This window comes from Glutamicibacter sp. 363 (assembly GCF_052379505.1).
Lineage (GTDB): Bacteria > Actinomycetota > Actinomycetes > Actinomycetales > Micrococcaceae > Glutamicibacter.
In genome coordinates, this window is the sequence record NZ_JBQSYR010000001.1 from 321,916 (window position 1) to 336,841 (window position 14,926).

The following is a 14,926-nucleotide window of genomic DNA, read 5'->3' on the forward strand; positions in this document are numbered from 1 at the left end:
GGGTGGTTTGGTGTTCTGCCTGTAAATAGGAACTGCGCTAACAGGCCGTTCACAGCCTGTATTTCACGCTGTCCAAGGCGAGCCAGCGCGCCATTCGTCCGAGTTCAATTTCCAAGGCAGCAGCAACTTCGTTCGGTGCGTGCGCCTCATAATGCACCGAATTTACCTGCAATTCGCCCTTCGCGCGGTCGGCTTTCAAATCGACCCTACCAACGAAGCGCTCCCCGTAAAGCATTGGAAAAACATAATAACCATAGCGACGTTTCTCTTTGGGAACATAGATTTCGACTCGGTATTCGAAATCAAAGAAGCGTTCTAGCCGCTTGCGGTTGAATACCATCGAATCAAATGGCGCCAATAAGCGCAGGTCCGGTGCGATCTTCCGAGGGATCTTCGTACCGGGAATCATGAAACACGTCTCTGCCAAGCGTTCAACTTGCACGCGTTCCACCAGTCCCTCCTCAGCCAGGGATTCCAACGCTGCTTTGACCTCACGAATTGGCAATCTGAAGTATTCGGCAACGCAATGCTTTGTACCAATGCCCTGAGCAGTCAGCGACTCTACAACTAGCCGACGTAGCGCCTGATATTTATGCTCTTGGTCGACCTCCGGCAGCTCCGGCAAGACATCGTGGCTCAGTGCAAATAATCGCTCGAACTGCGCGTTGCGACCCAATGCAAGAATCCGCCCCTGCGCAAATAGTGCTTCGGTGACAATCTTGGTGTCATTCCAGTTCCATCCCCAGTGGTTTCGTTCCTTCATGGGGTTGACTCCCAGCGAGGCACTCAGCTGGCGTGCGCTAGTACCCGGGTGCAACGAGAGGTGTTCCATCACCCGGCTGCTCAGGTCCTTCAATTCGCCATCGAATTGCTCCGAACGATCAACCCAGCGACGGCGTTGCCAGGGCACGAGATCCGCCACGAGCTCGCTACGCACATAGCTTGCCTCATGTGCCCAGTATTCGGTTGCCGGTCCATGCCGTTGCGACACCAAGGCATCCAGCAGTTGGGTGTCGTAGTGTCCAAGTCGAGCGAACAATGGGACATAGTGCGCCCTGCTGACGACGTTGATGGAGTCAATCTGCAATTGCCCGATTGCGTCAAGAACCCCTACAAGGTGGCGCTGGGATACCTTGGTCTGCTTGCGTGGTCGAGACAGACCTTGGGCGGCCAACGCAATTCTTCGGGCTTGAGATAAGCCCAGAGTGCGTTGACCGCCCAGGTCGTGCGAGATGTTAATGATTAGCCCTCGTTAGCCAGAGCCTTATCGCGGTAGCCGCGAACTTCGGTTGGCAATTCGTCGTTTTCACCCAACGAAGGGTCGAGGGTGATGACGCCGTACTGATACTGGGTACGTCCGTAGACGACCGAATGAGCACCGGTAGCTTCATCGATGAACAAATAGAAGGGGTGACCAACGAGTTCCATGCGATCAACTGCGTCATCAACGCTCATGACTTCAGCGGGGAAGACCTTACGGCGAATGACGACCGGCGAATATTCCGCTTCCTTCGCATTTGCCTCGGCTTCTGCATTTGCCTGGGCTTCGAGCGTCTCCTGCACCAAAGATTTGTCGCTTGGCGCTACGGGTAGCGAGCTAGTCGCCTCGTGGACAGCCATTGGCGCATGGTTTCCACGATGAACCTTCCGCTTGTCCCGTGCTTTGCGCAATCGTTCGAGGAGCTTTGCGAATGCGATGTCGAACGCCGCAAATTTATCTGCTCCGCGAGCTTCCGCCCGAATTGCGGGGCCCCGGGAAACGACCGTCAGTTCGACGCTGAGCGCGGTGCTCTGGTTGCGGGCGTGTGCTTCCTTGACGACTTTCACATCGATGCGCTGAATCTTGCTGGCCAGCTGGTCGACCTTGGTGATTTTCTCGTCAACGTACTCACGGAATCGATCCGAGACGGTGATATTACGTCCGCTGTAATTCAGCTCCATGGTGTCCTCCAATAGGGAGTCGGGTGACACAACAGCCCGGGGTTTTCCTCCCCCAGAGGCTGAAGATGGGCCTTCGCTGCATCTGTGATGCAACCCATACTTCACCCTATGCCACATCCGGCAGGATTCAAGTACCAAACGGCCAGATTTCATATCGCGTTCAGCGAAATTGGCTAGTCCCCGTTATCGCTAGGAGGTTTTGTGAAGGCCAGGACCACAGCGCCGATCACCTCGTAACCCGCTTCAATACAAGCAAGTGCCGCCCTGCGTAGCGTAGACCCGGTAGTCGTCACATCGTCGACGAGGATTATCGGCTGTCTCGAATATTTCGGAATTTCCGCAATCAGCCGTGAGTCACCGCTACGTCGGGCGGGCCCAGCTTTACTCTTTTGCTGCCCGCCAAGAAGCTGGCTGAAACGATAATGAAGCACCGCTGAGGTCCGGGTGTGCTCACCTAGCAGCCCCCGGCGCTGTGCCATTTTCAGCATGACCTCTACAGGACGGTATCCGCGAGTGCTCAGGGCACGTACGGAGCTGGGCATGGGCACCACCAGCGTGGGCCGGCCTAATAATCTTGGAGGGCAGGCGGTGTTAATCGCGGCTGCCAGGAAAGGTGCGAACTCTTGGCCTAAGAAATGTCTTTGTTGATTCTTATAGGCCAAGATGGCTCGTGCCAGTTCGTTGCTGTAGATACCGCTGGCGCTGACCGGCATCTGCCACTGCGTACTGGGTAGCTCAATATAGAACTGCAGCTGATCCCCCAATGGAGGCAAAAACAGCTGCTGATGAATCTTGTGTCGGCATTCGGGGCAAAGCCTAAAATCCGCACGCTCGCAAATTGCGCATGTCGTAGGTAAAAGTAGGTTCAGTGTCTCGCGCACCGAATGAATGATCCATCCAGTGCTCCGCGCATGAACGAGCGCATCAAGTAAGCCAGCAAAATGGAGTTGGGGTGACATGCTTCAAGGATGTCGCTGCAACTCCTTGCGCTCGAATACTAGTCGCCAACTGTGAATTCAGCCTGGGTATGAAACGTCTTTGGCATAGTCGTCAAGGGCATGCCATGAATTGCCCACTCGCGTGTAAAGTTCCTCGCTCGTTTCCGCATACACCGGTCGGCGATCTCCGACACCAGAGGTTATGCCGCTCATGCCAAGCAGCAAACCCAACCGTTCAGATCCATGCTCGAAAGTGATTTGTTCCGCTGCAACCTGTTCGGTAGCGCTCAGCTCGGCCACGATGATTGAACGATCAGAGTCCCACACGGCCGCGGAGACTGGCACATTTGCGAAGATTTCCATTGGCTCATCGGTCAGTCCGCGTGGCACACCATCGGCGTCGCGCACGATGCCGGCGACGTACACCTTAGCTTCGTTATTTTCTTCGGCCACGATCAACGCACGTGCGCCATCACGCGAGATAGCCAAGGAACTGACTTTGGTGTCTTCGAGCCAGGAGACGCTGATCGGACGCACTTCGCCCTGTCCGGCCACATCTTCGGGCACCACCAGCAGTGGATGTTCCGCAGCGTTGTCCGCCGTCCAGGTCCAGCCCGCGATGTCCATCGAGGGTCGGATTAAGGCGCCGCCTTGGGCCGCCACGCTGACGCTTCCACTCTCGCTGATCGTCATCAATTGCGTGCTCTTGCCATTGAGGAAGGCATACCGATTGCCCACCGCGGACATGGCTGGATGGCGAGGGTGGAACGCTGAAATATCCGGGACTCCGCCAACGGGGATAATCGATCGCCCTTTGACGTAAACCAGCGATTCATTGGAAATCGCGATCAGCGTGTCCGGGGTACTCGGGTTGATCAGCGCAGGCACAAAGTTTGCCGACGGCGCTCCCAAGGTCACTTCGGTTTCATCTTGAAGCATGCGCACGATACTCACAGAGGACAATGGAGATAGCGTTTTTTCAAGTTGTTGCTGCATGAGCTGTTTCGAGTGATCAGAGGCTTCGCTGATGCTCTCGGCGCTGAGAGCAACCGTCGCCGTTCCATCGCGCACCGGCACAGCCGAACGCACGAGCGTACTTGCCGGAGAAAAGGCTGAAACGACGGCGTTCTGCAGATATGGCGCCGGACCAGCCAGCAAGGCTTCCACCATAGACGTTGTCGTACCCGCGCCCGAGGTAAACCAACGGACATCAGGCACCAAATATTGGTAGCTGGCGTCGTAGAAATAAATAGTTTGCGGTGCGAAGATCTTGCTGAAGGAACTCGATTCCAGCATGATCCCGTCCGGCGCCTTGGAAATCCGCCATTGGTTGTCCACCTGGGTCAGTTCCACGTCAACGGCGCGCGTTGAATGCTCTGGTTCTTGGGTGTAAACACCCATCGCGTCAACCTCGCCGGATATTTCCAGTTGCACCGTGTATCGGTTACTTTCCGCACCGGTCAGAACGTTCATCGCCTCATAGATCAGCGTGCGGGTATTTCCGCGCCAGTCGGCTCCCAGCTCAGGGGTCATGAATTCCCGCGATAGCGCATAATCTTCGAGGACCGATCGGCCAGCTTCGACGAAGCCTTCGACGATGCGGCGTGCATCTGCCCCTTCCGTTGGCCCTTGGGCGTCAAAGCGAAAAGGCTGCGATTCCCCCTGGTCGGATTCGGCTTCAATCTTCTGCACGGTCGAATTACGCGGGATGGCGGCGCAGCTTGAAAGTATGAGCAGCCCGGTAAATACGATTGTCAGAACTCTCAGCAACCGTAAGCGCATTATTTGCCCTCCCCCGGATTCGCGGATGGATCCACCGGCTTGGGGAAGATTTCGTCCTCGATAAGTATATCTTCGTCGTCCAAGACCAGCGGCGTGTAGCCGATTTTCGGCACCTCACCGGTCAACGGGAAGGAATCACCGAGCAGACCGAGAATTTCTTCTGTCACCGGAGGTTCCAGCGGAAGTGGGGATGAGGTAATCGCGTCGTGGGCGGTCCGCGGCAAGGTCAAGCGGAATGCCGAGCCCACGCCCTTCTTTCCCCAGGCTTCCAGGCGTCCGTCATGCAGCCGGGTATCTTCCATTGAAATGGACAGGCCCAACCCCGAACCGCCGGTAGTCCGGGCGCGCGCAGGATCCGCACGCCAGAAGCGATCGAAGACATGTTTGCAGGCCTCAGGACTCATCCCGATGCCGTAATCTCGTACGGTCACCGCGACCGAACTTTCGTTCTGGCCGATGGCGATATCGATGGGGTTCTGTTCGCCATGTTCTACGGCGTTTAACACGAGGTTTCGCACCACACGCTCAACTCGGCGCGGGTCGAATTCCGCCACGCATCCCTCGGCCGGGGCGTTGAACCGGATAATCGATCCGTATTCATCGGCCACGGGTGTCGCGGTGTCGATCACCTTTCGTACGATGACGTTCAGGTCGGTGGACTCTCGATCAAGGACCGCTACACCGGCGTCGAATCTGGAAACTTCCAAAAGGTCATTGAGAAGGTTCTGGAAACGTTCAATCTGCTCATACATGAGCTCTGCTGAACGGGCGGTGAGCGGATCAAAGTTCTCGCGAGCATCATGAATTAATTCAGCGGCCATACGCACCGTGGTCAGCGGGGTGCGCAATTCGTGGGAAACGTCAGAAACGAAGCGTTGCTGCATGGCCGAGAGGTGATTGAGCTGGGTGATCTGTTCTTGCAGCGAGTGCGCCATATGATTGAAGGCAGTACCAAGTCTGGCAACTTCATCCTTGCCAGCGACCTTCATCCTCCGGTCAAGATCGCCCGAGGCAATACGTTCAGATACATATGCCGCGTCCGCAACAGGACGCACTACGGTGCGGGATACAGACCAGGAAATAAAGCCAACGACTAGCAGTAAGACCAGACCGGTAAAGGCCATGGCACGGTTGATGAATTCCAGAGTGTCCTGCACGCTGGATAAGTCATAGACCAGGTACAGCCCATATTCACGGCCGGGAGGGATCAGCACCTTGGTGCCAATGATAATGCCTGGCTGAATCTCCGAACCAACCCCAAGTTCGATTGAGCGCCAAAAAATCCCTGAATCGCTCTGCACGCTTTCGGCCAGGTCATCTGGGACTACTCGGGTAGTCAACGAGCCAGAAGCGGTGGGTCCTACATACAGGTTTTCATCACCGGCGACCGGAATTGGCTTGAGCACAAAGTCACGGATCACCGTGGCTCCGTCGCCTTCTAGTGTCGCCAAGGTCGAGTTCACCAAGGACTGGGTAGAAACACGGTCGGTGGTGGAGGCGGATTCGAGAATTGAGCGCGCCTGTGCCAGGCCACGTTCAGATTCTTTTGAAATCTGATTAAACCGTTCGCTGAATAGCGCGGAGGAAATCTGGTTGGACAAAAAAGCACCGGCTGCCAACAGCGCCAAGGAGGTAAAGAGCAGGGTCGAAATCACCGTGCGATACATCAGGTGGCGCTGCCAGCGCTGCCGAATCCATTCAATAGGTCGTTTGACCCAAAGTCTTACCCTCAATAATGCAGGAGCTACCGGAGGAATTTGAGCACGCACTTCGACCGGTGCAATCTCGCTTCCGGTCGTGGCGTGTTCACTCAACTTGCCGTACCAGCCTTGTAACCCACACCGCGAATGGTCTGAATGACCTGTGGTTTCTCAGGGTCTAATTCAATCTTGGATCGCAACCGCTGCACGTGAACGTTCACCAGACGCGTATCGGCTGCGTGGCGGTAACCCCATACAGCTTCCAAGAGCTGCTCGCGGCTGAAGACCTGCCAAGGCTTACGTGCCATGGTGACCAACAGATCGAATTCAAGTGGGGTGAGGGATACCTGATTACCTGCACGAGTCACGCGGTGCCCGGCGACATCGATTGTCACGTCCCCCACGGTCAGAGTTTCTGCCACATGCGTTTCATTCGGGCGCAACCGGGCTCGAACACGCGCTACTAGCTCTGCTGGCTTAAATGGCTTGGGCACATAATCGTCAGCCCCGGATTCCAAACCACGAACAACATCTGCGGTATCAGATTTTGCGGTCAGCATGACCACCGGAACGTCCGACTCCGCACGAATCTGCTTGCAGACCTCGATGCCGTCAATTCCAGGCAACATCAGGTCTAGTAGAACCAGGTCGGGATTAGCTTCGCGGAATGCCTCGATTGCGCCGGATCCGTCGTAGCAAAATGATGCGTCGAAGCCATCATTTTGCAAGACGATGCCGATCATCTCCGACAACGCCTCGTCATCATCGACGACTAAAATCCGAAACTTCATACAACATCCCCCTGAAACCGAAAACGGTGGCGTCACCCACGTCGCCTATACGGGTACTTTTACTTTCCCCACTCTTCCTAAGATACATGACACACCCCCATTTTCATGCTGTGCCCGCACAAATCAAGTATTCCGCTACGCGTCAACCCGCGTTTGCTCCAAGGCTTGGGCATAACCGGTTAAATGTTGCAGGCATTCAACCACCTGATTTGCACTCGCGTTGGCAAACGTGCCTGCAGGCATCAGAGTTAGCTGGCCTAACTGCGTCAACGGCAAGCCAAGCTGCCGCCAGGGCCGTAGCACTTTGTTCACTCCGTCGACAACTCCCGGGGCACGCTTGCCCGGTTCAAGTAGCTGAAGGTAAATCTGCGCCCCAGTTTCTACCAAAGCTGCGACGCGCTCCCATGAGCGGTGATCCATTCGCGCCGGATCGATCACATACCCATGCACACCGGCCTGATGCAGGATGTCCACGCGTTTGATCCACAACTCATCAGAGCTAGGCAGATTAACGACTATTTGCGTGCCGTCGACCTCGGCAAGCGTCTGCACAAACCGGGCGTAAACCTCGCGCACCTCCTGTCGCGGAATGGAGCGCAAGGTGCGATATCCACTGGCGGTGGGCAAGGCGCCGTCGAGCACAGCGGGCAGCTGCGGCTCATCGAGCTGCACCGTAAATCTTCGAATCGTGGTGCTCCCGCGCATCCGCAGGAGCTGCTGCTTCACCCCGTCGGCATAAGCCTCCAAGACATCACGGCGTGCCCCGTGATCAATCAGGACCCGTTCGCCGTGTTGCAGGTAGAGCCCGGCTGCCAATGACCACGGGCCAAGGGTCGAAATCTTCAATCGCGTCGCCGGTGTCTTCTCTGCGCCAATGACATCAGCCAAGAGGTTTTCGTCGCTGCGCAACAAGCTCCGCGCCCGACGGGCATCAATCCCATCGGTGACCCCGATGCGCCAACCATGCGGTTGCAGGTCAAAGCCGAGGTCGCTGACCATGCTGGCGCTTCGACCCAGAGAATCGGAACCCATACCGCGGTCCACTAATTGCGGGAAAACCGCCAGATTCGGCTCGCCTAGTTCCCCGCGGATAACCTTGTGAATCTCCAACGGATCTTGACCGGGGAATTGGCAGAACGAGGTGACGAAGACATCCGAACGGGCGAAATCGTCACTTGCTTCAGTCATTTTTATGCGCGTCCGAAATGTTCTGGTGGTGGCGAATGACCTCGGAGATGATGAAGTTCAAAAACTTCTCGGCAAACTCCGGATCAAGGTGTGCCTCGTGGGCCAATGTGCGCAAGCGCTGAATCTGCGCCTTTTCACGATTGAGGTCGCTGGGCGGCAGGTCATGACGTGCTTTGAGCAGACCCACGCGTTGCGTGGCCTTAAAACGTTCGGCAAGCAGATAGACCAGCTGGGCATCGAAGTTATCGATGCTTCCACGGATGGCGTACAGCTCGTCGAGGACTTCTTGCTCAACTTCCCCTGGCAGAGAACTTGCATGCGGGTCGAATTCCTCGATGGGGGCAGTAGTGTTCGGCTCGCTCATGATGTTTAGTTTACGTGGTCATCTCGTGTATTTCCCATTAAGTGACGTTGCCCCGACAACCTGAAAAAGGATGTCGGGGCAAAATCCGGAATCCAGGCTAGGCGCCGTTCAATTCTTCAATGATCTTTCGTCGCACGGCTTGTTCGCGAGGATCCGGAACCGGCAGCGAGGCGATCAAACGCTGGGTGTAGGCATTTTGCGGCGCGGAAAGCACCTTGGAGCCTAGCCCCTCCTCGATCAACGACCCCCGGAACAAGACGCCCACCCAAGAAGCCAACAGGTCAACCACTGCGAGGTCGTGGGAGACGAACAAGGCGGCGAATCCGAGTTCCGCCTGCAATTCACGGAATAGTTCCAGTACCTTCGCCTGCACCGACACGTCCAGCGCGCTGGTGGGCTCATCGGCGATCAGCAGCTTGGGTTCCAGCGCCAAGGCCCGCGCCAAGGAAGCTCGCTGACGTTGGCCGCCAGAGAGCTCATGCGGGTAGCGATCGGCAAAGCCGCCGGGCAGCTGCACGGATTCCAAGAGCGCAGCGACCTTTGACCTTGTCTGTGAGGGGTTCAGCTCTCGGTGCACGTTCAGCGGTTCGGCCACGCACTCCCCCACGGTCAGATGCGGGTTGAAGCTCGCCGCGGGATCCTGGAACACAAAACCGATCTGCTTGCGCAGCGGCTTGAAGCTGCGTTCCTTGAACTGCGCCATTTCATAGCCGAGCACCTGCAGCGAACCATCGGTGATCCTATTGAGCCCGGCGATGCTGCGCCCGATGGTTGTTTTTCCAGAACCCGACTCGCCCACCAGCCCATAAACCTCACCGGCGTGAATCTTCAGATCCACTCCGTCCACCGCGGTGAATCCAGGAGCTCCGAGACGTCCGGGGAAATGCACCCGCAGCCCCTTGGCCTCCACGAGCACTTCAGCTTGGGCGTGGGGCCGTTCTTCCAGGCCGGCAGAGGCCGAATTGCGTCCCAGATGCGGTACGGCCGCCAGCAGCGTTCTGGTGTACTGGTCCTGCGGGTTCTCGAACAGCTCACGCGAAGTCGCTTGTTCGACAATCTGTCCTTGGTTCATCACTATGACCCGGTCCGCGATGTCCGCCACCACGCCCATATTGTGGGTGATGATCACAATTGCGGTCCCCAGCTCATCGCGCAGGTTCCGCAGCAGAGCCAGGATTTCGGCCTGCACCGTGACATCCAGCGCGGTGGTCGGCTCATCGGCCACGATCAACTCGGGTTCCAGCGCCAGCGCCGCGGCGATCACCACTCGCTGCTTCTGCCCGCCGGAGAACTGGTGCGGATAGTAATCCACGCGTTGTTCCGGATCCGGAATGCCTACCTGGCGCATCGCCTCGACGGTGCGCGCCTTGGCTTCCTTTTTCGACAACTTGGTATGCGCGCGGATGCCCTCCATGATTTGCCAGCCAACGGTGTACACCGGATTCAGTGCGGTGGATGGCTCCTGAAAGATCATCGAAACGTCTCGTCCGCGAGCCGCCCGCAAGGCGGCCCCCTGGAGGGTCAGCATATTCTGGCCCTTCAGGTAGACAGCACCATGCGAGGCACCATTTTCTGCCAGGATCCCCAAGGCGGTACGTGCGGTCACCGACTTGCCCGATCCGGATTCGCCGACGATGGCCAGGATCTCCCCTGGCTTGACCGACAAATCCACGCCGCGGACCGCAGGGACGGCCCCGGCATCCGTGACAAAGTCGACGTTCAGGTTCTCGATGCGCAACACATCGTCTGGGGCGTTCATGTCAGTTTCCAGATTATTACTCACCGTGCGACTCCTGCCTGCGTGATGCGTTGTGCCTTCTTGCGGCTGAAGCGACGCAGCCGTGGATCGTTGAGGTCATTCATCGATTCGCCAACCAGAGTCAAGCCCATGACCGTGAGCACGATGGCAAGACCGGGGAACAGCCCGGTCCACCAGATGCCACTGGTCGCGTCGGACATCGCTCGGTTCAGGTCGAAGCCCCATTCGGACGCGGCGGTCGGTTCGATGCCAAATCCGAGGAAGCCCAGGCCGGCAAGAGTCAACAGCGCCTCGGTGGCGTTCAGGGTGAAGATCAACGGCAAGGTGCGCGTCGAGTTGCGCAATAGGTGCGTGGTCATCACGCGCCACGGACTGGCGCCGATCACCTGCGCCGATTCTACGAAAGGTTCGGCTTTCAGGCGCATCACCTCGGCGCGCACCACGCGGAAGTATTGCGGGATGAAGACCACGGTAATCGATATCGCCGCCGCCATGATCCCGCCCCAGAGGCTCGATTGACCCTGTGAGATGACGATGGACATCACGATGGCCAGCAGCAACGACGGGAATGCGTAGATCGCGTCGGCGAGCACCACCATGATGCGGTCAAACCAGCCACCGAGGTAACCGGAGATCAGGCCCAACAGCACGCCGACGAACAGCGACATCAGCACCGCAGCGATAATCACCCAAATCGCAGTTCGCGCACCGTACATGGTGCGGGAGAAGACATCGTAGCCGGTGACGGTGGTCCCCCAAATGAACTTGTCATCGGGAGCCGCCTGGCGCGGGAAGTCGCCGGACGTATCTGCTGATTGGGCGAAATCAAAGGGAGCAATCAACGGCGCGAAGAGGGCCGAGATAATGAACAGCGCCGAAAGTGCAAGGCCGGCGATCAGCATGCCGCGCTGGAGGCCAGAGGACATGCGCAGGTGTGAAACGACCGGAAGCCGGGCGAACCAGGACTTCCGGGCCGAGGCAATCGAAGGGATGCTCATGATTAGTACCTGACTCTCGGGTCGATCAGGGCCGCAAGGACGTCAACAATGAAGTTGGTGACCGCCACGATAATGGCCAGCACCACCACAATGCCCTGTACCGCGACGAAGTCTCGGGCGGTGAGGTACTCGGCCAGCTTGAAGCCGAGCCCGGCCCACTCGAAGGTGGTTTCGGTGAGCACCGCGCCACCGAGCAGCATGGCGATCTGCAATCCCATCACGGTGATGATGGGAATCAATGCCGGGCGGTAGGCGTGCTTGGTAACCAGGCGGAATTCGCTGACGCCGCGTGAACGTCCGGCTTCAACATATTCTCGTCCCAGTGTGCCAATCGCGTTGGTGCGCACCAGACGCAAGAACACCCCACCGGTCAGCAGGCCCAAGGCCAAGGCCGGGAGCACCGCGTGGGCGGCTACGTCGCCGAAGGCGTTCAGGTTGCCGCTGCGCAGGGCATCCAGCCAATAAATGCCCGAAGGGTTTTGCAGCCCGGTCAGCGCAAGTTCGGTCTGCCAATCGGCACGGCCACTGATCGGGAGCCAATCCAGCCATACCCCGAAGATCAGCTTGAGCAGCAGGCCGGCGAAGAAGACCGGGGTTGCATAGGAGAGGATTGCCAGGATGCGCAGGACCGCATCCGGGTAACGGTCACGGAATTTCGCTGCGACCAGGCCCAAGGGGATGCCCACAAGCAACGCGACGAGTACCGCGTTAACCGCAAGTTCTAGGGTAGCTGCACCATAGGTCACCAAGACCTCGGTGACCGCACGGTTATCGCTCATGGTGCGTCCGAGATTTCCGGTGAACACCTGGCCTAGGTATTCGATGTACTGGATGAGGACCGGGCGGTCATAGCCGGCCTCATGAATTCGTATGGCCAATTGGTCTGGAGTTAGACGTCCACCCATGGCAGCGGTAATCGGGTCACCGGTTACGCGCATGAGGAAGAAGACCACCGTGATGAGGATGAAAACGGTGGGAATGATCAGCAGGAAGCGGGTAATCAGATAGCGGAGGAATCCTCCGCCCTGCTGCTTCGCTGGCTTGCGCGCAGGTGCCGGGCTGTGAGTTTCGCCCGTTTGCGACGTGATTGTCATCTTTTGTCCTTAGTATCAGGATCAGAATTTTGGCGCATGGTCCGAAATGGACATGCCAAGGGGATCTACCTGTGGTGCACGAAGTTCTGCACTTGAGGTAGATCCCCTGGTCTTCGGTGTACTTACGGTGCCGCCGAGATTACTTGCTCAGCACACCTAGGCGGAACTTGAATGATGCGTCCAGGGTCTTTTCGACACCCTGAACGTCCTTACCGGCCACGGCAACCTGCGAGCCTTGCAAGAGCGGCAAGGTGGACAGGTCTTCGGCGACCATTCGCTGTAGCTCCTCGATCGAGGCGGTACGCTCTGCAACATCGGACTGGCCGCGCTGCTCGGAAATCAGCGAATCGACCTCCGCGTTCTCGTAGCCGTTCGACAGGAAGTTCTCGGTGGCGAAGAACGGAGACAGGTAGTTGTCGGCGTCCGAGTAGTCCGGGAACCAGCCCAGCTGGTAGGCGGGATAGTCGGTGACGCGCTGCTTCTGGTAGGTAACCCACTCGGTCGACTTCAAGTCAACGTCGAACAGGCCATCGGCTTCGAGCTGCTTTTCCACCAGTGCGTACTCGTCACCCGAGTTCGGTCCGTAGTGATCCGGGTTGTACTGCAACGCGAGCTTCACCGGGGTCTCCACACCAGCGTCTTCCAAGGCCTTCTTGGCCTTGGCAGCATCTGGCTTGCCATCGGTGCCGTACATATCCTTCAGCGGTTCGATAGCTCCGGTGAATCCCTGTGGAACATACGAATATGCAGGAGTGAAGGTGTCCTTGTAGACGTTTGTGGCGATCGCCTGGCGGTCTACCAGATGCGCGGCTGCCTGGCGTACCGCCAGGGACTTGGCCTCATCGGCGTCGTCGGTCTTTGCTCCGTACGGCATCGAGTCGAAGTTGAAGACGACGTAGCGAAGTTCGCCACCCGGGCCCTTGTGGACGCTGAGGCTCTCTTCGTTGCCCAGGTCTTCGATGTCCGTTGGGGTCAGCGAGCGCCAGGCAACGTCAATCTTGTTCTGCTGCACCTCGAGCTTGAGGTTGTTGGCATCCGCGTAGTACTTGATCGCTGCCTTCGAGTTGGCCGGCGCACCGAGCACACCCTGGTAGGCTTCATTTTCCGTGAAGGAGATCAGGTTGTTCTTGTTGTAGGAATCGATGATGTACTGGCCGCCAAAGGCTTTGGCATCCACGATCTCCTGGTCATCGAGAACCTTGTCGGCCGGGAAGACCTCGTCGTCGACGATGGGGCCAACTGGCGAGGTGAGCACCTGCGGGAAGGTCTGGTCCTCGGCAACCTTGAGCTTGAAGACCACGGTGGTGGCGTCCGGAGCTTCAACCGATTCCATGTTGCCCAACAGTGATGATGGGCCGTTGGGGTCCGCGATCTCCAGTTGGCGGTCGAAGGAGAACTTTACATCTTTCGAATCGAGATCATTTCCGTTGGCCCACTTTAATCCCGGCTTCAACTTAACGGTGAATTCGGTAGGGCTGGTGTACTCGGCCGACTCGGCCAAGTCATTGGATGGGTCTGGGCTGCCCGGTTCCGAGTTCAGCACAAACGGGTAGATCTGGTTCATGACCATAAACGAGCCATTGTCGTAAGAGGCCGCTGGGTCAAGCGACGTTACTTTATCGGTTGTGCCCAAGGTGATGGGGGCACTGCTGGCTTCACCGGATCCGTCGCCGCCCGAGTCATTTGATGACGGACCGGTACAACCGGTCAGCGCGATGGCGGAAATACCGATAACGGCAGCTGCGAGTCGCATACCGTTCTTTTTGCTGGCCATGAGCAATCCTTCTCTGTCGTAGAACATGCGGAGTGATAGTTAGCACATGCTTCATACAGCCTAAGTGATGGAGCTCACGAAAGGCGAATGAAATCTCCGGTTTCGGCGCAGAAAGTGAGACCCATGCCGCATTCCCCAGTGATCTGGACTTCGCCATTGGAAGCTTTCTAATGCCGCGAGAGCAATGACATATACCTAAGAATGCCCCCCGTACTCTAGGCTTGGAGACGATGATGACACGTAGAGACGCAGCTATTGCGTTGGATATTCCCATGGAAATGGCCAAGCGCCATGGCGTCCCTTCGCGAATGAGCGAAAAAGAATTTGCCGAGCTCAATGCAAACCCGCCGGCCTGGCTGGTCCAGTCGCGGGCTAATCGCAAAGCCGGCAGCCGCCCGGTTTGGGTCCACCTGACCTGCATCGTATGCGGGCAAGACGAATACGAACGTCCAAAGAAGTGGTGGCCGAACTTCGACTTCGTGCACTGCGCCATTCACTCTCCCGCCCAGCTTCCGAAACTGGAGACTGGAAAGACCCGCGTGGAGTACCAAGACATTTCCGCACGCATGTTCGGCATTGTCGACGAGGGCAACGAAT

Annotated in this window: 13 protein-coding genes; 1 reads left to right on the forward strand and 12 read right to left on the reverse strand. The window is 57.6% G+C overall.

What is annotated here, in order from left to right; genetic code table 11:
- Positions 1 to 49: 49 nt before the first annotated feature.
- From ACT3UA_RS01500 to ACT3UA_RS01555, 12 genes are all read right to left on the reverse strand, one after another.
- Positions 50 to 1,174, reverse strand: coding sequence for a winged helix-turn-helix domain-containing protein (locus ACT3UA_RS01500; protein ID WP_176484186.1), 1,125 nt, complete (start codon positions 1,172 to 1,174; stop codon positions 50 to 52).
- Positions 1,175 to 1,242: 68 nt separating this feature from the next.
- On the reverse strand, positions 1,243 to 1,941 hold the full coding sequence (gene hpf, locus ACT3UA_RS01505) for a ribosome hibernation-promoting factor, HPF/YfiA family (protein WP_096286591.1): 699 nt from the start codon (positions 1,939 to 1,941) through the stop codon (positions 1,243 to 1,245).
- A gap of 173 nt (positions 1,942 to 2,114) precedes the next feature.
- Positions 2,115 to 2,900: a ComF family protein gene (locus tag ACT3UA_RS01510; protein ID WP_096286594.1), complete on the reverse strand. Its 786-nt coding sequence runs from the start codon at positions 2,898 to 2,900 to the stop codon at positions 2,115 to 2,117.
- Positions 2,901 to 2,957: 57 nt separating this feature from the next.
- Positions 2,958 to 4,571, reverse strand: a complete 1,614-nt coding sequence (locus ACT3UA_RS01515; RefSeq protein WP_176484187.1) for an LpqB family beta-propeller domain-containing protein — start codon at positions 4,569 to 4,571, stop codon at positions 2,958 to 2,960.
- Between the two features lie 89 nt (positions 4,572 to 4,660).
- Positions 4,661 to 6,430: an MtrAB system histidine kinase MtrB gene (mtrB, locus tag ACT3UA_RS01520; RefSeq protein ID WP_255248446.1), complete on the reverse strand. Its 1,770-nt coding sequence runs from the start codon at positions 6,428 to 6,430 to the stop codon at positions 4,661 to 4,663.
- A gap of 41 nt (positions 6,431 to 6,471) precedes the next feature.
- Positions 6,472 to 7,152: an MtrAB system response regulator MtrA gene (gene mtrA, locus ACT3UA_RS01525; RefSeq protein WP_096286600.1), complete on the reverse strand. Its 681-nt coding sequence runs from the start codon at positions 7,150 to 7,152 to the stop codon at positions 6,472 to 6,474.
- 135 nt (positions 7,153 to 7,287) lie between these two features.
- Entirely contained in the window at positions 7,288 to 8,340 is a 1,053-nt protein-coding gene (locus ACT3UA_RS01530; RefSeq protein ID WP_096286602.1) for a hypothetical protein, read from the reverse strand.
- Positions 8,333 to 8,704, reverse strand: a complete 372-nt coding sequence (locus ACT3UA_RS01535; RefSeq protein WP_096286604.1) for a chorismate mutase — start codon at positions 8,702 to 8,704, stop codon at positions 8,333 to 8,335. Before ACT3UA_RS01535 ends, ACT3UA_RS01530 begins: the two co-directional genes overlap by 8 nt.
- Before the next feature lie 97 nt (positions 8,705 to 8,801).
- Positions 8,802 to 10,463 (reverse strand): ABC transporter ATP-binding protein, encoded by a 1,662-nt coding sequence (locus tag ACT3UA_RS01540; RefSeq protein WP_096286606.1) that lies wholly within the window; start codon positions 10,461 to 10,463, stop codon positions 8,802 to 8,804.
- Between the two features lie 20 nt (positions 10,464 to 10,483).
- Positions 10,484 to 11,461 (reverse strand): ABC transporter permease, encoded by a 978-nt coding sequence (locus ACT3UA_RS01545; RefSeq protein WP_096286608.1) that lies wholly within the window; start codon positions 11,459 to 11,461, stop codon positions 10,484 to 10,486.
- A gap of 2 nt (positions 11,462 to 11,463) precedes the next feature.
- A complete protein-coding gene (locus tag ACT3UA_RS01550) occupies positions 11,464 to 12,555 on the reverse strand; it encodes an ABC transporter permease (RefSeq protein WP_096286611.1) in 1,092 nt (363 codons plus the stop codon).
- A 139-nt stretch (positions 12,556 to 12,694) separates the two neighbouring features.
- Positions 12,695 to 14,329, reverse strand: coding sequence for an ABC transporter substrate-binding protein (locus tag ACT3UA_RS01555; protein ID WP_096286618.1), 1,635 nt, complete (start codon positions 14,327 to 14,329; stop codon positions 12,695 to 12,697).
- 230 nt (positions 14,330 to 14,559) lie between these two features.
- Between ACT3UA_RS01555 and ACT3UA_RS01560 the strand changes: the two genes are divergently transcribed.
- A partial coding sequence (locus ACT3UA_RS01560; RefSeq protein WP_096286613.1) for a hypothetical protein occupies positions 14,560 to 14,926 on the forward strand: 367 nt, incomplete at its 3' end.